This window comes from Streptomyces sp. NPDC048349, from assembly GCF_040651925.1.
Lineage (GTDB): Bacteria > Actinomycetota > Actinomycetes > Streptomycetales > Streptomycetaceae > Streptomyces.
The window spans coordinates 195716-213315 of sequence record NZ_JBEZLA010000003.1; the positions used below are offsets into that span (position 1 = coordinate 195716).

The following is a 17600-nucleotide window of genomic DNA, read 5'->3' on the forward strand; positions in this document are numbered from 1 at the left end:
GCACCCGCGTCACAAGGAGAGCCCCCCGTGACCACCGAAGCAGCGCCGCCGCCGGGCAGCGCGGGAACGCCCGCGGCGGCGGGTCCCGGCCCCACGGCCGAGGAATTCGCAACCGTCCAGCAGAGTGCCGAGTTCGCCGAACTGCGCCGCTCCTACCGCTCCTTCGCCTTCCCGCTCACCGTGGCCTTCATCGCCTGGTACCTGCTCTACGTGCTGCTGTCCAACTACGCGGGCGGCTTCATGGGGACCAAGCTCTTCGGGAACATCAACGTCGCCCTCGTGCTCGGCCTCGCCCAGTTCGCGACGACCTTCCTGATCGCCTGGCTGTACTCGCGGCACGCCGCCGCCCGTCTCGACCCCAAGGCCTCGGCCATCAAGGCGCGGATGGAGGGCGGGAAATGAGCGGCACCCTCCACCTGACGACGGTCGCCGCCGGTGCCTCCGAGCACCGCCCGTTGATCATCACCCTGTTCGGCCTGTTCGTCGTCGCCACCCTGATCATCACGGTCTGGGCCGGCCGCCAGACCAAGGACGCCGCCGACTTCTACGCCGGCGGCCGCCAGTTCACCGGCTTCCAGAACGGCCTCGCCATCTCCGGCGACTACATGTCCGCCGCATCCTTCCTCGGCATCGCCGGGGCCATCGCCCTCTTCGGCTACGACGGCTTCCTGTACTCCATCGGCTTCCTCGTGGCCTGGCTGGTCGCGCTGCTGCTCGTCGCCGAGCCGCTGCGCAACTCCGGCCGCTACACGATGGGCGACGTCCTCGCGTACCGGATGCGCCAGCGGCCCGTCCGCACCGCCGCGGGCACCTCCACCATCGTGGTCTCGATCTTCTACCTGCTCGCCCAGATGGCCGGCGCCGGCGTGCTCGTCTCGTTGCTCCTCGGCATCACCAGCGACGGCGGCAAGGTCGCGGTCGTCGCGCTGGTCGGCGTACTGATGATCGTCTACGTCACGATCGGCGGCATGAAGGGCACCACCTGGGTCCAGATGATCAAGGCCGTGCTGCTCATCGCAGGCGCCCTGCTGATCACCTTCCTGGTGCTGCTGGAGTTCGACTTCAACGTCTCAGCGCTGCTCGGACAAGCCGCCGAGAACAGCGGCCAGGGCAGCAAGTTCCTCGAGCCCGGGCTCAAGTACGGCAAGGACGCGCTCACCAAGCTGGACTTCATCTCGCTGGGCCTCGCCCTGGTGCTCGGCACCGCCGGCCTGCCCCACATCCTGATCCGCTTCTACACCGTGCCCACCGCCAAGGCCGCCCGCAAGTCCGTGAACTGGGCCATCGGCATCATCGGCGCCTTCTACCTGATGACGATCGCCCTGGGCTTCGGCGCCGCCGCGCTGCTCAAGCGGGCCGACATCCTGGCCTCGAACAAGGCGGGCAACACCGCGGCCCCGCTGCTCGCCCAGGAGATCGGCGGCGGGGCGGACTCCACCGGCGGCGCGATCCTGCTCGCCGTGATCTCCGCGGTCGCCTTCGCCACCATCCTCGCCGTGGTCGCGGGCCTCACCCTGGCCTCGTCCTCGTCCTTCGCGCACGACCTCTACGTCAACGTCATCCGCAAGGGCAAGGCGACCGAGAAGGAGGAGGTGCGCGCGGCCCGCTGGTCGACCGTGGTCATCGGCGCCGTCGCCATCGGCCTCGGCGCCCTCGCCCGCGACCTGAACGTCGCCGGCCTGGTCGCCCTCGCCTTCGCGGTCGCCGCGTCCGCGAACCTGCCGACGATCCTCTACAGCCTCTTCTGGAAGCGCTTCAGCACCCAGGGAGCGCTCTGGTCGATCTACGGCGGCCTGGTCTCGGCGGTCGGCCTGGTGCTGTTCTCCCCGGTCGTCTCCGGGAAGCCCACCTCGATGTTCAAGGACGCCGACTTCTACTGGTTCCCGCTGGAGAACCCGGGCATCATCTCCATCCCGCTCGGCTTCCTGCTGGGCTGGCTGGGCACCGTCCTGTCCAAGGAGAAGGCGGACCCCGACAAGTTCGCCGAGCTGGAGGTCCGCTCCCTCACCGGTACCGGCGCTCACTGAGACCGTCCGCACACCCAGCGTGGCCGCGTCGTACTTCCCTACGACGCGGCCACGCATGCTCTCGTCCGTTCGGGCACGACTGGATGTAACACGCGTCGCGTAGGCTCGATTCATCGAAACCTCTATCGAAACCTCTACGGATCCGGACAAGGGGAGGGGGCCCACAGTGCTTCTCGACACCTACGGCCGCGTGGCCACTGACCTGCGTGTTTCGCTCACCGACCGGTGCAATCTGCGGTGTACCTACTGCATGCCCGAAGAGGGCCTCCAGTGGCTCGGCAAGTCCGATCTGCTCAGCGACGACGAAATCGTCCGCCTGATCCGCATCGCCGTCACCCAGCTCGGCATCACCGAGGTCCGCTTCACCGGCGGCGAGCCGCTGCTGCGCCCCGGCCTGGTCGGGATCGTCGAGCAGTGCGCGGCCCTGGAGCCCCGCCCCCAGATGTCCCTCACCACCAACGGCATCGGCCTCAAGCGCACCGCACAGGCCCTGAAGGCCGCCGGCCTGGACCGGGTGAACGTTTCCCTGGACACCCTGCGGCCCGAGGTCTTCAAGACCCTCACCCGCCGTGACCGCCACAAGGACGTCATCGACGGCATGGCCGCGGCACGCGAGGCCGGTCTGACCCCCGTCAAGGTCAACGCGGTCCTGATGCCCGGGCTGAACGACGACGAGGCCCCCGACCTGCTGGCCTGGGCCGTGGAGAACGAGTACGAGCTCCGCTTCATCGAGCAGATGCCGCTCGACGCCCAGCACGGCTGGAAGCGCGAGGGCATGATCACCGCCGGTGACATCCTCCAGTCGCTGCGGACCCGTTTCACGCTCACCGAGCAGGGCGCCGACGAGCGCGGCTCCGCCCCGGCCGAGCGCTGGGTGGTCGACGGCGGCCCGGCCACCGTCGGCGTCATCGCCTCGGTCACCCGCCCCTTCTGCGGAGCCTGCGACCGTACGCGGCTCACGGCCGACGGCCAGGTCCGCACGTGCCTGTTCGCCACCGAGGAATCGGACCTGCGGGGCGCGCTGCGCTCGGGGGCCCCGGACGAGGAGATCGCCCGGCTGTGGAAGGTGGCGATGTGGGGCAAGAAGGCCGGGTCCGGTCTCGACGACCCGTCCTTCCTACAGCCCGACCGCCCCATGTCGGCGATCGGCGGCTGAGAACCCCCGGACGGTCAGCGCGGGCGTTCCGAGCCCTCCGGCTGGACCCACGCGTCGAGCTCCACCACGTCTTTGAGGAAGCCGCGGACCCCCAGGAACCGGGAGAGGTGTTCGCGGTGCTCCTCGCACGCCAGCCAGGTCTTGCGGCGCTCCGGCGCGTGCAGCTTCGGGTTGTTCCACGCCAGCACCCAGACGGCCGCGTCGCGGCAGCCCTTGGCGGAACAGGTGGGGGTTTCGGTATCAGGGGAGGTCACGCCTCAACCCTACAAACCGCCGGAACGGAAAGGCGACGCCGAGCAGCCACGGGGGGAGCTGCCCGGCGTCGGTCCGTCGCTCCGACGGGGGATGCGGAGCGCGTAGGCAGTATGTCACGCAGGACCCGGTACGGTGCACCGGAACTTCATGATTGATCTGAGCTTTTCCTGAGGTTTCCCGCGTCCAGCGCAGGCCGCACGGGAGCCGGGATGAAGTGCGAGGGCAACGAGGGGGCCGACTCGCGTCCCGCGTTGGCGATGACCACGGCGACGTACGGCAGCAGGGCGCCCGCGATCAGCGTCACGACCGCCACCGGCCGCTGCACGTTCCACAACAGCACCGTGGCGATGACCGACACGGTCCTGATGAGCATCGAGACGACGTAGCGGCGCTGACGGCCCCGCACGTCCTCGGCGAGCCCCATCCGCGCGCCGGTGATCCGGAAGACCTCGGTCCCGTTCCGCTTCTGCCGCTTGGTCCGCTCCATGCTCCACCACCCGATCACCCGCCGGACACTTCCCGGCCCGGACCCTCCCACGGTACGCCGCAGTCCCGGCCGACAGGAGAGCGGGTTCCCCCGAACAGCACGGCCCGACATGCGCGCCGTGCCGGACGGGCCGAGACTGGGCCCACGTGCGCACAACGCGCTGTGAGGAGGCTCGACATGCATTGGTTGTGGGCGATCATCGTCGGTTTCGTGCTGGGCCTGATAGCCCGGGCCATCCTGCCGGGCAAGCAGCACCAACCCCTGTGGCTGACCGCGCTCATGGGCATCATCGGCGGTGTCCTCGGCAACGCCGTCGCCACCTGGATCGGGGTGGCCGAGACCCGGGGCATCGACTGGACCCGCCACCTGCTCCAGCTCGCGGGGGCGATCGTCCTCGTCGCGCTCGGCGAGATGGTCTACAAGGCGATGCGCGGCGGCAGGCGCGAGATGACCTAGCGGCGCGCCCGGAACGCGGCGGAGGGACCGGCCCGACGGCCCCCCGGCAAGAGCCGGGAGAGCGTCCGTACCGGCCCCTCCGCCGCGTTCCGCAAGGGGCGCCCGGCCCGGAGCCGTCAGGCCCCGCAGCCGCACGGCCCCGGACCCGTCAGACATGCGGCCCTCGAACCCGTCAGGCATGCGGCCGTCGAACCGTGAGGCATGCGGCCCCGGACCCGTCAGGCGCCGGTGACCTCCACCGCCGCCAGGTTCTTCTTGCCGCGGCGCAGCACCAGCCAGCGCCCGTGCAGCAGGTCCTCCTTGGCGGGGACCGCGTCCTCGGCCGTCACCTTCACGTTGTTCACGTAGGCGCCGCCCTCCTTCACGGTCCGCCGGCCGGCCGACTTGCTCGCGACCAGGCCCGTCTCCGCCAGCAGGTCCACGACCTGGCCGAGCTCCGCCACCCGGGCGTGCGGCAGTTCCGACAGGGCCGCGGCCAGGGTGGCCTCGTCCAGCTCCGCCAGGTCGCCCTGCCCGAACAGCGCCTTCGACGCGGCGATCACGGCGGCGCACTGGTCGGCGCCGTGCACCAGCGTGGTCAGCTCCTCCGCCAGCGCCCGCTGCGCGGCACGCGCCTGGGGCCGCTCGGCGGTCTGCGCCTCCAGGGCCTCCAGCTCCTCACGGCTCTGGAAGGACAGGATCCGCATGTAGGTGGAGATGTCGCGGTCGTCCACGTTCAGCCAGAACTGGTAGAACGCGTACGGCGTGGTCATCTCCGGGTCGAGCCAGACGGCTCCGCCCTCGGTCTTGCCGAACTTGGTGCCGTCCGCCTTGACCATCAGCGGGGTCGCCATCGCGTGCACGACCGCGCCCGGCTCGACCCGGTGGATCAGGTCGAGGCCGGCGGTCAGGTTGCCCCACTGGTCGGAGCCGCCCTGCTGGAGCACGCAGCCGTGCCGCCGGTACAGCTCCAGGAAGTCCATGCCCTGGAGCAGCTGGTAGCTGAACTCCGTGTAGCTGATGCCCTGGTCGGACTCCAGCCGCTTGGCGACCGAGTCCTTCGTCAGCATCTTGTTGACGCGGAAGTGCTTGCCGATGTCCCGCAGGAACTCGATGGCGGACATGCCCGCCGTCCAGTCCAGGTTGTTGACCAGGACCGCCGCGTTCTCGCCCTCGAAGGACAGGAACGGCTCGATCTGCGACCGCAGCCGGTTCACCCACTCCGCGATGACCGCGGGATCGTTCAGGGTGCGCTCGGCGGTCGGGCGCGGGTCGCCGATCTGACCGGTGGCCCCGCCGACCAGCGCCAGCGGCCGGTTCCCGGCCAGCTGGAGCCGGCGCATGGTGAGCACCTGGACCAGGTGTCCCACGTGCAGCGAGGCCGCGGTCGGGTCGTAGCCGCAATAGAACGTGACGGGACCGTCCGCGAAGGCCTTGCGCAGCGCTTCTTCGTCCGTGGACTGGGCGAAGAGCCCGCGCCACTTCAGTTCGTCGACGATGTCCGTCACGGTCTCTCGACTCCTTACGTTCTGTGGAAATGCCGTGCTCAGTCTAGGTGGGTCAGACGCCCTTGCTCACCGAACTCATGTTGAAGTCCGGGATGCGGACAGCGGGCATCGCGGCGCGCGTGAACCAGTCGCCCCACTCGCGCGGCAGGGTCTTCTCGGTCCGGCCCGCCTCCGAGGCCCGCGACAGCAGGTTTACGGGCGACTCGTTGAACCGGAAGTTGTTCACCTCTCCCACGACCTGCCCGTTCTCCACCAGGTAGACCCCGTCCCGGGTCAGACCCGTGAGCAGCAGGGTGGCCGGGTCGACCTCGCGGATGTACCAGAGGCAGGTCAGCAGCAGCCCGCGCCCGGTGTCCGCCACCATCTCCTCGAGCGACCTGTCGCCACCGCCCTCCAGGATCAGGTTCCCGAAGGCCGGGGACAGCGGCAGGCCGGTCAGGGCCGCGCTGTGCCGGGTCGTGGTCAGCCGGGCCAGCTCGCCGTTGCGGATCCACTCGGTCGCGGGGACCGGCAGGCCGTTGTCGAACACCGAGGCGTCGTCCCCGGAGCTGTGCGCGATGACGAACGGCGCGGACTCCAGGCCCGGCGCGTTCGGGTCGCTGCGCAGCGTCAGCGGGAGCTCGGACAGCCGGTCGCCGACCCGGGTGCCGCCGCCGGGCTTGGAGAAGACCGTCCGGCCCTCGGCCGCGTCCCGGGCCGCCGCCGACCACATCTGGTAGATCAGCAGGTCCGCCACGGCCGTCGGCGGCAGCAGCGTCTCGTACCGGCCGGCGGGCAGCTCGATCTTCCGCTCCGCCCAGCCGAGGCGTACGGCGAGCTCCGCGTCCAGGACGGTCGGGTCCACGTCCTTGAAGTCGCGGGTGGCGCGGCCGGCCCAGGCGGAGCGCTGCCGGTCCGGGGACTTGGCGTTGAGCTCCAGGGTGCCCTTGGGCTGGTCGTGGCGCAGGCGCAGGCCCGTGGAGGTGGCGACGTACGTGGAGACCAGCTCGTGGTTGGCGAAACCGTACAGCTCGCGGTCACCCGCGCGGGCCCGGGCGAAGGCCTCGCCGAGGGCCGGGGCGAAGTCCGTGAACACCGCCGAAGAGGTCTCGGCCGGGGCGTCGGTGAAGTCCGGCGAGGCCGGGGTCCCCGTCACCAGCGGCTGGGCGTCCTCGGCGGGACCGGCCCCGCGCGCCGCCGCCTCGGCGGCGCGCACCAGCGGCTCGAGGTCCTCGGCGGTGACGGCGGAGCGCGAGACGACCCCCGAGGCCGTCCCCTCCTTGCCGTCGACCGTGGCGATGACCGTCAGGGTCCGGCCGCGGGTCACGCCGTTCGTGGTGAGCGCGTTGCCCGCCCAGCGCAGGTTGGCGGTGGACTGCTCGTCGGCGATGACGATGCACCCGTCGGCCGTGGACAGCTCCAGGGCCCGCTCGACGATCTCGTGGGGCTTGTTCGATCGAATCGACGAGGTCATCGTCCGGCCTCCTGCGTGGTGTTCAGGATGTTCACGTCGCGGAACAGGGCGGACGGGCAGCCGTGCGAGACCGCCGCGACCTGGCCCGGCTGGGCCTTTCCGCAGTTGAAGGCGCCGCCCAGGACATAGGTCTGCGGACCGCCGACCTTCTCCATCGAGCCCCAGAAGTCGGTGGTCGTGGCCTGGTACGCGACGTCGCGCAGCTGCCCGGCCAGCTTGCCGTTCTCGATGCGGAAGAACCGCTGGCCGGTGAACTGGAAGTTGTAGCGCTGCATGTCGATCGACCAGGAGCGGTCGCCGACCACGTAGATCCCGCGCTCCACCCCGCCGATCAGGTCCTCGGTGGACAGTCCGCCGGGATCCGGCTGGAGCGACACGTTCGCCATGCGCTGGACGGGCACGTGCCCGGGGGAGTCGGCGTAGGCGCAGCCGTTGGAGCGGCCGAGGCCGGTCAGCTTCGCGATCCTGCGGTCCAGCTGGTAGCCGACCAGGGTGCCGTCCTTGACCAGGTCCCAGCTCTGCGCCTCGACGCCCTCGTCGTCGAAGCCGACGGTGGCCAGGCCGTGCTCGGCGGTGCGGTCACCCGTCACGTTCATGATCGGGGAGCCGTACTTGAGCGTGCCGAGCTGGTCGAAGGTCGCGAAGGAGGTGCCCGCGTACGCCGCCTCGTAGCCCAGCGCCCGGTCGAGCTCGGTGGCGTGGCCGATGGACTCGTGGATGGTCAGCCACAGGTTCGAGGGGTCCACCACCAGGTCGTAGCGTCCGGCCTGCACGCTCGGCGCCTTCATCTTCTCGGCGAGCAGCGCGGGGATCTGCTCCAGCTCGGAGTCCCAGTCCCAGCCGGTGCCGGTCAGGTACTCCCAGCCGCGCCCGGCGGGCGGGGCGATGGTGCGCATCGAGTCGAACTCGCCGGTGGTCGCGTTGACGGCGACGGCCGTGAGCTGCGGGTGGAGCCGGACCCGCTGCTGCGTGGTCGTGGTGCCCGCCGTGTCCGCGTAGAACTTGTTCTCGTGCACCGCCAGCAGCGAGGCGTCCACGTGCGCGACGCCCTCGGCCGCCAGCAGCCGCGCGCTCCAGTCGGCGAGCAGCGCCGCCTTCTCCGCGTCCGGCACCTCGAAGGGGTCCACGTCGTAGGCGGAGATCCAGGTCCGGTCCGCGTGCACCGGCTCCGCGGCCAGCTCCACGCGCTCGTCGGAGCCGGCCGCCTTGATCACCTGGGCGGACAGCTTGGCCATGGCGACGGCCTGCGAGGCCACCCGGGCCGCGGCGTCCATGGTCAGGTCCACGCCGGAGGCGAAGCCCCAGCTGCCCCCGTGCACCACGCGCACCGCGTACCCGAGGTCGGTGGTGTCGGATCCGCCGGAGGGCTTGGCGTCCCGCAGCCGCCAGGAGGCGCTGCGGATCCGCTCCAGCCGGAAGTCGGCATGCTCGGCGCCCAGCGCGCGGGCCCGGGCGAGCGCCGCGTCGGCGAGCGCCCGCAAGGGAAGCGCGGTGAAGGCCGCGTCGATGGAATGGGGCACGGAATTCCTCCGGGGGTCGGGGCCGGTCTCCCCGATCATGTCGCGCCCGGGGCGGTCGTGCCTACACCTTTCTGTAGGGATTCGACAGAGCCCGTAGCAAGGCCCTGTCGGAGGTCGATTCTCCGTACGAGGGATGCGGCCTATAGGTTTTCGGTATTCAGACCGCTAGCGAAAGGGTGATCCGTTGAGCCGCTCGGTTCTCGTCACCGGAGGAAACCGGGGCATCGGCCTCGCCATCGCCCGCGCCTTCGCGGAGGCCGGAGACAAGGTCGCGATCACGTTCCGCTCGGGGGAGCCGCCGCAGGCGCTCACCTCGCTCGGCGTCCTGGCGGTCCGCTGCGACATCACCGACTCCGAGCAGGTGGAGCAGGCCTACAAGCAGATCGAGGAGGCGCACGGCGCGGTCGAGGTGCTGGTGGCCAACGCCGGCATCACCAAGGACACGCTGCTGATGCGGATGACCGAGGAGGACTTCGCCTCGGTCGTCGACACCAACCTCACCGGCACCTTCCGCGTGGTCAAGCGCGCGAACCGGGGCATGCTCCGGGCCAAGAAGGGCCGCGTCGTCCTGATCTCCTCGGTCGTCGGCCTGCTCGGCTCGGCGGGTCAGGCCAACTACGCCGCCTCCAAGGCCGCGCTCGTCGGCTTCGCCCGTTCGCTCGCCCGCGAGCTGGGCTCCCGCAACATCACCTTCAACGTGGTCGCCCCCGGCTTCGTCGACACGGACATGACCAAGGTCCTCACCGACGAGCAGCGTGCGGGCATCGTGGGCCAGGTGCCGCTCGGCCGCTACGCGCAGCCCGAGGAGATCGCGGCGGCCGTGAGCTTCCTGGCGTCCGACGACGCCGCGTACATCACCGGAGCCGTCATTCCCGTTGACGGCGGATTGGGCATGGGTCACTGATCACCATGAGTGGAATCCTCGAGGGCAAGCGCGTCCTCATCACCGGCGTGCTGATGGAGTCCTCCATCGCGTTCCACACCGCCAAGCTGGCGCAGGAGCAGGGCGCCGAGGTCATCCTCACGGCGTGGCCGCGGCCGTCGCTGACCGAGCGCATCGCCAAGAAGCTCCCCAAGCCGGTCAAGGTGATCGAGCTCGACGTCACCAACGACGAGCACCTGGCCCGCCTGGAGGGCCTCGTCCGCGACGAGCTCGGCGGCCTCGACGGCGTCGTCCACTCGATCGGCTTCGCCCCGCAGGACGCCCTCGGCGGCAACTTCCTGAACACGCCGTTCGAGTCGGTGGCCACCGCCATGCACGTCTCGGCCTTCTCGCTGAAGTCGCTGACCATGGCCTGCAAGCCGCTGTTCCCGGCGGAGGGCGCGGCCGTCGTCGGCCTCACCTTCGACGCGCAGTTCGCCTGGCCGCAGTACGACTGGATGGGCCCGGCCAAGGCCGCCCTGGAGGCCACCAGCCGCTACCTCGCCCGAGACCTGGGCAAGGAGAACATCCGCTGCAACCTGGTCTCGGCCGGCCCGCTCGGCTCCATGGCCGCGAAGTCCATCCCGGGCTTCTCCGACCTGGCCGACACCTGGAACCACCGCTCCATGCTGGAGTGGGACATGAGCGACCCGGAGCCCACCGGCCGCGGTGTCGTCGCGCTGCTGTCGGACTGGTTCCCGAAGACCACCGGCGAGATCGTCCACGTGGACGGCGGTCTGCACGCGATGGGTGCCTGACGGCACTCCCGTCCGTCTCGGCGGCGGCCGCGCTTCCCTTCCCGGGAGGCGCGGCCGCCGCCGTTTGCGCGTGTTCGCTCGGATGTCCACCGGCTGATCGGATCTTCCCGAGTCGAAAACCCGGACAGATGCCTGCAAACTGGCCAAGTCGGGATCTTCCCGGCTCCTGCGGGGAGGAGGTACGGGATGCGCGCGAGACCGAGCGGAGCGGTATCGCTGCTGGTCACCTCGGTGGTCCTGACCGCACTCCTGGGCCCGGGAGCCGTCGCGCAGAGCGCCCCCGACGAGCCCGCGCCCGGCCCCGAAGCCGTCGCCCCGGCCCTGGTGGACTTCTCCGACATCCCCGTGGAGCCACCCGTACAGCCCGCCCGAACCCCGGCCCGGGAGCTCTTCGGCGCCGACTGCGACACCGAGATCAGCGGCTCACAGGTGACGGCGAACTGCCACAACAGCTACCCGGAGACCGACCTGGTGCGACTGCACGTCGAGTGCGACCGCTGGTGGGACCTGGACGGCGACGGCGCCCCCGTGGCCGTCGGCCCGGCCGGACGCGTCGAGCTCGCCGGCCGCTGCTGGAAGGAGGTCCGCTCGGCCTGGGTCAGCCACGAGCGGCCCTGAGCGGCCGGCCGGGGGCGGCCGCGGGTCTCAGCCGGCGTCCTTGCCGAGGCAGGCGAAGGGGTAGCCCGCCGCCTCCGAGGCGGCCGCGTCCCCGTCGCCCCGCCGGATCGCCTCGATCAGCCGGGCGTGGTCCAGGTGCGCCGACGGGTGCAGCTCGGTGCCCACGTCCGTCCGCAGCCAGTCCGCCACCAGATCGCCGAGGTCCGCGTACAGCCCGATCAGCACCTCGTTGTGCGAGGCCGTCACCACCGCCATGTGCAGGCTCACGTCCGCCGCCACGAACACCTCCGCGTCCCCTCCCGCCCAGGCCTCCTCGCGCCGCGCGAGCAACGCGTCCAGCTGGACCAGGTCCCGCTCGGTCCGCCGCTCCGCAGCCAGCCGCGCCGCCGAGGACTCCAGCGTCGAGCGCAGCTCCGCGATGTGCCGGGGGTCGGCCCCGGCGAAGCGGCGGTGCATCACGCCGGCCAGCTCGCTGGTGGCGAGCACGTACGTGCCCGAGCCCTGCCGGATGTCGAGCAGGCCGTTGTGCGCCAGCGCCCGGACGGCCTCGCGCACGGTGTTGCGCGCGACCCCGAGCAGCTCCACCAGCTCCGGCTCGGTCGGGATGCGGGAGCCGACCGGCCACTCGCCGGAAGTGATCTGGTTCCGCAGCTGGGCGATCACCTGGTCCACGAGCGCGGAGCGCCGGGGTGAGGTCAGCGGCATGGGTTCCCCTCGATGGTGACTGGACAACCAATCATCCCATGATTCTATGATGGTTGAATGTCCGACGATGAAATCAAGATCCTCGATCGTCCCGCCGGGGGCCACAAGCCCGTACGGCAGACCCCGGAGGAGGCCGGAGCCGCAGCAGAGCACGGCGCGGCAGCCGGCCCCACCGCCCGCGGCACAGCGCAGCCGGCCTGGCTCGGTCCGGTCCTCGTCGTCGGCATCGTGCTCGCCGCGCTCAACCTGCGGCCCGCCATCACCAGCCTCGGCGCCCTCTTCGAGGAGACCCGCACGGGCCTCGGCATGAGCGGCACCGTCGCCGGACTGATCACCTCCGTCCCCGCCCTGTGCTTCGCCGTCTTCGGCGTCACCGCGCCCCGGCTCTCCCGCCGCTTCGGACCCGCCGCCGTGATCTGCGCCGGTATGGCCGCCGTCGCCGCGGGCCTGCTGATACGCCCCTTCGCGAACAGCGCCGCCGCTTTCCTCGCCGCCAGCGCCCTGTCCCTGGCCGGCATAGCCCTGACCAACGTCCTGCTCCCGGTGATCGTCAAGCGCTACTTCCCGGACCGGGTCGGCACCATGACCGGCCTGTACTCCATGGCGCTGGCCGCCGGCACCTCGCTCGCCGCCGCCGCGACCGTCCCGCTGACCGAGGCCCTGGGCGGCAGCTGGCGCACCGGCCTGCTGATGTGGGCCGTGCTCGCGCTGGCCGCCGTACTGCCCTGGCTGCCCATCGCCCGCGCAGCGCGGCGCGCGGCCCGGGCCGAACGGGCCGCGGCCGCCGGATCCGCCGCGGAGGCCGGCGTACGGGCCGACACCGGCCCCCGGATCGTCCGCAGCCGCACCGCCTGGGCCCTTGCCTGCTACTTCGGCCTCCAGGCCACCGGTGCGTACATCACCATGGGCTGGCTCCCGCAGATCTTCCGCGACGCCGGGGTCTCCCCGTCCACCGCCGGCGTGCTGCTCGCCGTCACCATGGTCATGGGCGTCCCGCTCGCCTTCGTCATCCCCGGCCTGGCCGGCCGGATGAAGAACCAGGGCCTCATCGCCGCGGTCCTCGGCCTCTTCGGCCTCACCGGCTACCTCGGGCTCTTCCTCGCGCCCGCCGCAGGCGCCTGGGCCTGGGCGCTCCTGCTCGGCGTGTCCAACTGCGCCTTCCCCCTGGTCATCACCCTGATCGGACTGCGCGCCAAGTCCCCGGCCGGCGTCGTCAAGCTCTCCGCATTCGCCCAGAGCACCGGCTACCTCATCTCCATCCCGGGCCCCCTGGTCATCGGCGCGCTCTACCAGCACAGCGGCGGCTGGGACCTGCCGCTGGCCCTCATGGCCGGACTGCTCGTCCCGCAGATCGCCCTGGGCGTCCTGGCCGGCCGGGACCGCACGATCGAGGACGAATGCGGCATGCGAGACTGACCGGCATGTCGCCCGTACTCGAACCCGACCCGCAGCACGGCCACAGGAAGCTCGGCCTCGTGCTCGGCGCGATGCTCGTCGTGACCGTGATCATCTCCGTCATCGCCACGGTCGCCTCCCCCTGAGGCACGGCCGGGTAGGGACAACCCCACCCACCCCTAGGGGGCCAGGGTCAGGGTGATCTGGGGTGTGACCCGGATGGGAAGCACTCCTTCGAATCCATAGGTTCGAAGGAGCGAGCCCGTCCCGTCAGCACCCCGGAGGCGGCCATGTCGGCCCCCACGCACTCCCGCACCCTCCCGCCCGGCCCCCGGGCGGCCGTCGCCCCCCGAACCGCGGCTGCCCCCCAGGCCGTGCGCGGCCCCCGGGCCGCCGCCCCCCGTTCGGTGGCCGGCCCGCGGCACGGCGCCGACGCCCGCCTGCACTGGTGGGCGCTGGCCCTGCCCGCCCTCGCCTTCGGTCTGCTGCTGCTCCTCCTGGCCGGATCGGGCGAGGCCCACGCCGCCGCCGGCGAGGCCACCGGACTGCTCCACGTCACCCAGCAGCTGCTGCGCGCCGTCGGCTGAACGGGCGTGCGCCGGGGTGCGCCGGGCCGTGCCCCACCACCGGGCACGGGCCCTCAACACCCTGCGCCCCGTGGCCCGTTTCATGCGAAGCTGGGAGCCATGAGCGCCGACACACCCCGCAGGATCGCCCTCCTCCGGCACGCCAAGGCCGACTGGCCGCAGGTGTCCGACCACGACCGCCCGCTGGCGGAACGCGGCCGCGCCGAGGCGGCGGCCGTCGGTCTGAAGCTGGCCGAAACCGGTATCACCTTCGACCTGGCCCTCTGTTCCACCGCCGCCCGCACCCGCGAGACCTGGAAGGTCGCCGTACAGGAACTGCCGCACCGGCCGAAGACCCACTACGAAGAGCGGCTCTACGAGGCCTCGCCGGGCGAGCTCATCGCCCTGCTGAACGAGACCCCCGACGAGGTCCACGACCTCCTGCTCATCGGCCACAACCCCGGCATGCACGCCCTCGCCGACGTCCTGTCCGGCCGCGCGCAGGACGACACCCTGGCGCGGATGGGCCGGAGCGGCTTCCCCACCGGAGCCCTCGCCCTGGTCTCCTTCACCGGACCGTGGAAGTCCCTGGAGCCCGGCGTCGGCACCCTGCTCGACTTCTGGACCCCCAAGGAGCACTGACCGGGGGAGCGCGTACGGGAGGGCCCCGGCGGCCGGTGCGGCTGCCGGGGCCCTTCCGCGTCGTACGGCGGCTGCCGGGGCCTCAGGCCAGGTCGGCGGCCTCGATCTCCTCACGGGTGATCCCGAGCAGGAACAGCACCGCGTCCAGGAACGGCACGTTCACCGCGGTGTGCGCGGCCTCGCGGACCACCGGCTTGGCGTTGAAAGCCACGCCCAGCCCGGCCGCGTTCAGCATGTCCAGGTCATTGGCGCCGTCGCCGATGGCCACCGTCTGGGACAGCGGCACCTCGGCCTCCGCGGCGAAGCGGCGCAGCAGCCGGGCCTTGCCCGCCCGGTCCACGATCTCGCCGGTCACCCGGCCGGTCAGCTTCCCGTCGACGATCTCCAGGGTGTTGGCGGAGGCGAAGTCCAGCCCCAGCCGCTCCCGCAGATCGTCCGTCACCTGGGTGAACCCGCCGGAGACCACGCCCACCTGGTAGCCGAGCCGCTTCAGGGTGCGGATCAGGGTCCGGGCGCCGGGGGTCAGCTGCACCTCGGCGCGGACCTTGTCCACGACGGAGGCGTCCAGCCCCGCCAGCAGCGCCACCCGGGCGTGCAGCGACTGCTCGAAGTCCAGCTCGCCGCGCATGGCCCGCTCGGTGACCTCGGCGACCTCGGCCTCGCACCCGGCGTGCGCGGCGAACAGCTCGATGACCTCGTCCTGGATCAGGGTGGAGTCCACGTCCATGACGACCAGGCGCTGGGCCCGGCGGTGCAGACCGGCCGACACGACGGCCACGTCCACGCCGATGTGCGCGGCGGCCGTCGCCAGCGCGGTGCGCAGCGGCTCGGTCCCGCAACCGGAGACGGCGAATTCCACGGCGGTGACCGGGTACTTGGCGAGCCGGAAGATACGGTCGATGTTGCCGCCGGTCGCGGTGATCCGGGCGGCGATGGCCGCCGTGGACTCGGCGGTCAGCGGGTGCCCGAGCACGGTGACGTGGGACCGGCCGCTGCCGCGCGGACGGTTGTCGCCGGTGCCGGACAGGATCTCGGCCTGGAGCTTGAGCGATTCGGCCCAGCTGTGGACGGTGGCCCGCAGCTCGCCTTCGGTGCCGACGGTCGGCTTGGTGACGAGGGCGCACAGGACGATGCGGCCACGGGTGACGACCTGCTCGATGTCGACGACGTCGACGGAGTAGGCGGCGAGGGTGTCGAACAGCCCGGCGGTGATCCCGGGACGGTCCTTGCCGAAGATCTTGACGAGGAGGGTGGGGACGTCGGAGGTCTGCGATGCGCTCATGGTGCTCTCACCGTATCTTCCCGTCCCGCAGGACAGGACCCCCGTCCCACCTCTTGAACGTGCGGCCCGCACGGGCGGGCGCCGACGGAGGCCGGGGCGCCCGCCCGTGCGGCGTCCCGCGCACCCCCTCACCGCCGCCCGGTCACCGCCCCCCGGGTGGCTTCGGCGGCTTCGGCGGCGGCGGAGCCCCCGGCGGGGGAGGCGGCGTGAACGGGGGCCGGCGGGGCGGCTCGGGCGGGCGGGGCGGCCTCGGCGGGATGCCGGTGACCGTCACGTCCCAGGAGACGTCCGGATCCGGGTACGGGTGGGACCGGCCCGGCGGCGGCCCCTGGCCGTACGAGGCCGTCGGCGCCCCCGGCTCGGGCCACGCCGGGCCGGGCCCCGCCCCGGACGACGGACTCTGCCGAGGACCCGGCCACGCCGGGCGGGCGACCGTGCCGGGGCCCGGCGCCGTCCCCGGCGGGGGGACCCGGCGGCGAGGGGCCGACAGCGCCCCGAGGGCGCCGGCCACCGCGCCCCAGGCCGCGCCCAGCACCAGGGCCACGGGAGCGGACCCGCGCAGCTCGACCCCCGCGTCCACCGCGTCCACCCCGAGCACCGCGAGGGACGCGTCCGCCGACAGGGCCGTCAGCCACACCAGCGCCGCCAGCGCCACCCCCGTCACGACCGACAGCCGCGCCGCACACCCGGCGGCCCGGCGCCCGGGCGTCCGTACGGCGGCCAGCAGGCCCGCCGAGAACAGCAGCAGCCCGGCCCCCGCCACCAGCAGCCAGACCCGTCCGTCGTACTCCGCGAGGCGGGCCACCGTCACCGGCTCGCGCGCGGAGCCCGCCAGCAGCGCGTCCAGCGGATCCGGCAGCAGCCGCGCGGGCGCCCCGGTGGCCCGGCCGGCCAGCGGGACGAACAGCCCCAGCAGCACCCCCGCCCAGGCGCCGTTCGGCGCGCCCAGCAGGGCCGCGCCCAGGACCCGCCCGGGATGCTCGTCGCCCAGCGCCGCCCACACCGCCGCGGCCAGGCCGGCCGCCACGGCCACCAGCAGCGCCGCCACCACCGCCGAGGCGGCCGGCCGCCACCGCGCGAGCCCCGCGGGCCCGCGCCGCGAAACCAGCAGCGCCACCGCGAGCACCACCGCCGCCCACACCGCCGCGGCCCGCAGGGTCGCCTCCGGCTCCACCGAGAACCCCACCCGCGCCCGCGCCTCGATCAGGTCCCCGATCCGGTCCGGGAGCAGCCCTCCGACGTCCCCGATCCCGGGCACCTCGACCGTGGCCGGAGTCTTCGGCAGCACGGCCCCGTCGAGCGTGACCACGTCGTGCCCGGCCCACGCCGCCACCCCCACCGCGGCGACGAACAGCGCCACGACCACCGCCGCCCGCGCCAGGAGTTCACCGGTGGGCGAGCCCTGCGCCCCCAGCGAGCGCAGGAACAGGTGGGCCAGCACCAGGGCTCCGGCCAGCGCCACCCCCAACGGCATGACGTCCAGCGAGGCTTCGGCGCCCGCCGCTGCGCCGGCCCCGCCGCCCGCCCCGAAGACCGACAGGTCGCCCGAGGGGAGCACGGTGCCGCCCACGGCCAGGACCACCACGGCCGCGGTCATCGCCCCCAGGGAGCCTCCCGCCGCGTCGGCGCCCAGCAGGTGCAGCCCGAGCGCGGCGGTCACCGACATCGCCAGCAGCGACCAGCCCGCGGCGGCGATGCCGGACATCAGGACGTCTCCCCAACGGATGCGGCGCATGAGCGGTCCCCCGAGGTGTGCCGAGCGGGACCCCGGGCGAGAAGTCCCGTATCTCACTCTCCGGGTGACTTTCGCCCCCGTCAACGGGCAGGCGTAGACGCCTCCGCAAGGCCCCGATTCCACATGTGGCCGCAGG

At 72.5% G+C, this 17600-nt stretch carries 19 protein-coding genes; 11 read left to right on the forward strand and 8 right to left on the reverse strand.

The genetic code is table 11. From position 1 onward, the window contains the following. Nucleotides 1–27: 27 nt before the first annotated feature. The 3 genes from AB0D44_RS03830 (at nt 28) to moaA (ending at nt 3183) form a co-directional block, all read left to right on the forward strand. Nucleotides 28–402, forward strand: a complete 375-nt coding sequence (locus AB0D44_RS03830) for a DUF485 domain-containing protein (RefSeq protein ID WP_362583838.1) — start codon at nt 28–30, stop codon at nt 400–402. After that, nucleotides 399–2027: a cation acetate symporter gene (locus tag AB0D44_RS03835; RefSeq protein WP_362583840.1), complete on the forward strand. Its 1629-nt coding sequence runs from the start codon at nt 399–401 to the stop codon at nt 2025–2027. Before AB0D44_RS03830 ends, AB0D44_RS03835 begins: the two co-directional genes overlap by 4 nt. 166 nt (nt 2028–2193) lie before the next feature. Continuing rightward, complete coding sequence (gene moaA, locus AB0D44_RS03840) at nt 2194–3183, forward strand: GTP 3',8-cyclase MoaA (protein ID WP_362583843.1); 990 nt, start codon at nt 2194–2196, stop codon at nt 3181–3183. Nucleotides 3184–3197: 14 nt separating this feature from the next. Here moaA and AB0D44_RS03845 read toward each other — a convergent pair whose 3' ends face one another. Continuing rightward, nucleotides 3198–3437 carry a hypothetical protein gene (locus AB0D44_RS03845; protein WP_362583846.1) on the reverse strand — a complete coding sequence of 80 codons (240 nt, stop codon included), beginning with the start codon at nt 3435–3437 and terminating at the stop codon, nt 3198–3200. A gap of 146 nt (nt 3438–3583) precedes the next feature. Continuing rightward, nucleotides 3584–3925, reverse strand: coding sequence for a DUF3099 domain-containing protein (locus tag AB0D44_RS03850; RefSeq protein ID WP_362583849.1), 342 nt, complete (start codon nt 3923–3925; stop codon nt 3584–3586). A gap of 177 nt (nt 3926–4102) precedes the next feature. Here AB0D44_RS03850 and AB0D44_RS03855 point away from each other — a divergent pair, with 177 nt between their 5' ends. Then, nucleotides 4103–4381, forward strand: coding sequence for a GlsB/YeaQ/YmgE family stress response membrane protein (locus AB0D44_RS03855; RefSeq protein ID WP_362583852.1), 279 nt, complete (start codon nt 4103–4105; stop codon nt 4379–4381). 218 nt (nt 4382–4599) lie between these two features. Here the strand turns inward: AB0D44_RS03855 and tyrS are convergent, their stop codons facing one another. The 3 genes from tyrS to AB0D44_RS03870 are packed head-to-tail and all read right to left on the reverse strand — an operon-like array spanning nt 4600 to nt 8841. Next, nucleotides 4600–5868, reverse strand: coding sequence for a tyrosine--tRNA ligase (gene tyrS, locus AB0D44_RS03860; RefSeq protein WP_362583855.1), 1269 nt, complete (start codon nt 5866–5868; stop codon nt 4600–4602). Between the two features lie 52 nt (nt 5869–5920). Further along, nucleotides 5921–7321, reverse strand: coding sequence for a metallopeptidase TldD-related protein (locus AB0D44_RS03865; protein ID WP_362583858.1), 1401 nt, complete (start codon nt 7319–7321; stop codon nt 5921–5923). Further along, nucleotides 7318–8841: a TldD/PmbA family protein gene (locus AB0D44_RS03870; protein WP_362583860.1), complete on the reverse strand. Its 1524-nt coding sequence runs from the start codon at nt 8839–8841 to the stop codon at nt 7318–7320. The genes AB0D44_RS03865 and AB0D44_RS03870 overlap by 4 nt, the downstream gene beginning before the upstream one ends. Nucleotides 8842–9025: 184 nt before the next feature. On the opposite strand from AB0D44_RS03870, the gene fabG reads away from it, so the two are divergent. The 3 genes from fabG to AB0D44_RS03885 all read left to right on the forward strand — a co-directional run bounded on the left by fabG (nt 9026) and on the right by AB0D44_RS03885 (nt 11139). Then, on the forward strand, nt 9026–9745 hold the full coding sequence (fabG, locus tag AB0D44_RS03875; RefSeq protein WP_362583863.1) for a 3-oxoacyl-[acyl-carrier-protein] reductase: 720 nt from the start codon (nt 9026–9028) through the stop codon (nt 9743–9745). A 5-nt stretch (nt 9746–9750) separates the two neighbouring features. After that, entirely contained in the window at nt 9751–10521 is a 771-nt protein-coding gene (gene fabI / locus AB0D44_RS03880) for an enoyl-ACP reductase FabI (RefSeq protein WP_362583866.1), read from the forward strand. 186 nt (nt 10522–10707) lie between these two features. After that, a complete protein-coding gene (locus AB0D44_RS03885; RefSeq protein ID WP_362583869.1) occupies nt 10708–11139 on the forward strand; it encodes a hypothetical protein in 432 nt (143 codons plus the stop codon). 27 nt (nt 11140–11166) lie between these two features. Here the strand turns inward: AB0D44_RS03885 and AB0D44_RS03890 are convergent, their stop codons facing one another. Then, the gene (locus tag AB0D44_RS03890) at nt 11167–11844 is read right to left on the reverse strand and encodes a FadR/GntR family transcriptional regulator (RefSeq protein ID WP_362583871.1); all 678 of its coding nucleotides are present in this window, start codon (nt 11842–11844) and stop codon (nt 11167–11169) included. 57 nt (nt 11845–11901) lie between these two features. On the opposite strand from AB0D44_RS03890, the gene AB0D44_RS03895 reads away from it, so the two are divergent. From AB0D44_RS03895 to AB0D44_RS03910, 4 genes are all read left to right on the forward strand, one after another. After that, a complete protein-coding gene (locus AB0D44_RS03895) occupies nt 11902–13260 on the forward strand; it encodes an MFS transporter (RefSeq protein ID WP_362583873.1) in 1359 nt (452 codons plus the stop codon). 5 nt (nt 13261–13265) lie between these two features. Further along, nucleotides 13266–13385 carry an SGM_5486 family transporter-associated protein gene (locus AB0D44_RS03900; RefSeq protein WP_362583876.1) on the forward strand — a complete coding sequence of 40 codons (120 nt, stop codon included), beginning with the start codon at nt 13266–13268 and terminating at the stop codon, nt 13383–13385. A gap of 261 nt (nt 13386–13646) precedes the next feature. Further along, nucleotides 13647–13826: a hypothetical protein gene (locus AB0D44_RS03905; RefSeq protein WP_362583960.1), complete on the forward strand. Its 180-nt coding sequence runs from the start codon at nt 13647–13649 to the stop codon at nt 13824–13826. 99 nt (nt 13827–13925) lie between these two features. Continuing rightward, entirely contained in the window at nt 13926–14447 is a 522-nt protein-coding gene (locus AB0D44_RS03910) for a histidine phosphatase family protein (RefSeq protein WP_362583879.1), read from the forward strand. 82 nt (nt 14448–14529) lie between these two features. On the opposite strand, the gene serB is transcribed toward AB0D44_RS03910, so the two are convergent. Beyond that, nucleotides 14530–15729, reverse strand: a complete 1200-nt coding sequence (gene serB / locus AB0D44_RS03915; protein ID WP_362583880.1) for a phosphoserine phosphatase SerB — start codon at nt 15727–15729, stop codon at nt 14530–14532. Between the two features lie 142 nt (nt 15730–15871). After that, entirely contained in the window at nt 15872–17464 is a 1593-nt protein-coding gene (locus tag AB0D44_RS03920; protein ID WP_362583883.1) for a streptophobe family protein, read from the reverse strand. Nucleotides 17465–17600 lie beyond the last annotated feature (136 nt).

Bases quoted from the DNA above. Each gene is read 5' to 3' on its own strand.
- AB0D44_RS03835 (WP_362583840.1), top strand. From the start codon at position 399: ATGAGCGGCACCCTCCACCTGACGACGGTCGCCGCCGGTGCCTCCGAG.
- AB0D44_RS03850 (WP_362583849.1), bottom strand. From the start codon at position 3,925: ATGGAGCGGACCAAGCGGCAGAAGCGGAACGGGACCGAGGTCTTCCGG.
- AB0D44_RS03855 (WP_362583852.1), top strand. From the start codon at position 4,103: ATGCATTGGTTGTGGGCGATCATCGTCGGTTTCGTGCTGGGCCTGATA.
- AB0D44_RS03865 (WP_362583858.1), bottom strand. From the start codon at position 7,321: ATGACCTCGTCGATTCGATCGAACAAGCCCCACGAGATCGTCGAGCGG.
- fabI (WP_362583866.1), top strand. From the start codon at position 9,751: ATGAGTGGAATCCTCGAGGGCAAGCGCGTCCTCATCACCGGCGTGCTG.
- AB0D44_RS03885 (WP_362583869.1), top strand. From the start codon at position 10,708: ATGCGCGCGAGACCGAGCGGAGCGGTATCGCTGCTGGTCACCTCGGTG.
- AB0D44_RS03890 (WP_362583871.1), bottom strand. From the start codon at position 11,844: ATGCCGCTGACCTCACCCCGGCGCTCCGCGCTCGTGGACCAGGTGATC.
- AB0D44_RS03895 (WP_362583873.1), top strand. From the start codon at position 11,902: ATGTCCGACGATGAAATCAAGATCCTCGATCGTCCCGCCGGGGGCCAC.
- AB0D44_RS03900 (WP_362583876.1), top strand. From the start codon at position 13,266: ATGTCGCCCGTACTCGAACCCGACCCGCAGCACGGCCACAGGAAGCTC.
- AB0D44_RS03910 (WP_362583879.1), top strand. From the start codon at position 13,926: ATGAGCGCCGACACACCCCGCAGGATCGCCCTCCTCCGGCACGCCAAG.
- serB (WP_362583880.1), bottom strand. From the start codon at position 15,729: ATGAGCGCATCGCAGACCTCCGACGTCCCCACCCTCCTCGTCAAGATC.
- AB0D44_RS03920 (WP_362583883.1), bottom strand. From the start codon at position 17,464: ATGCGCCGCATCCGTTGGGGAGACGTCCTGATGTCCGGCATCGCCGCC.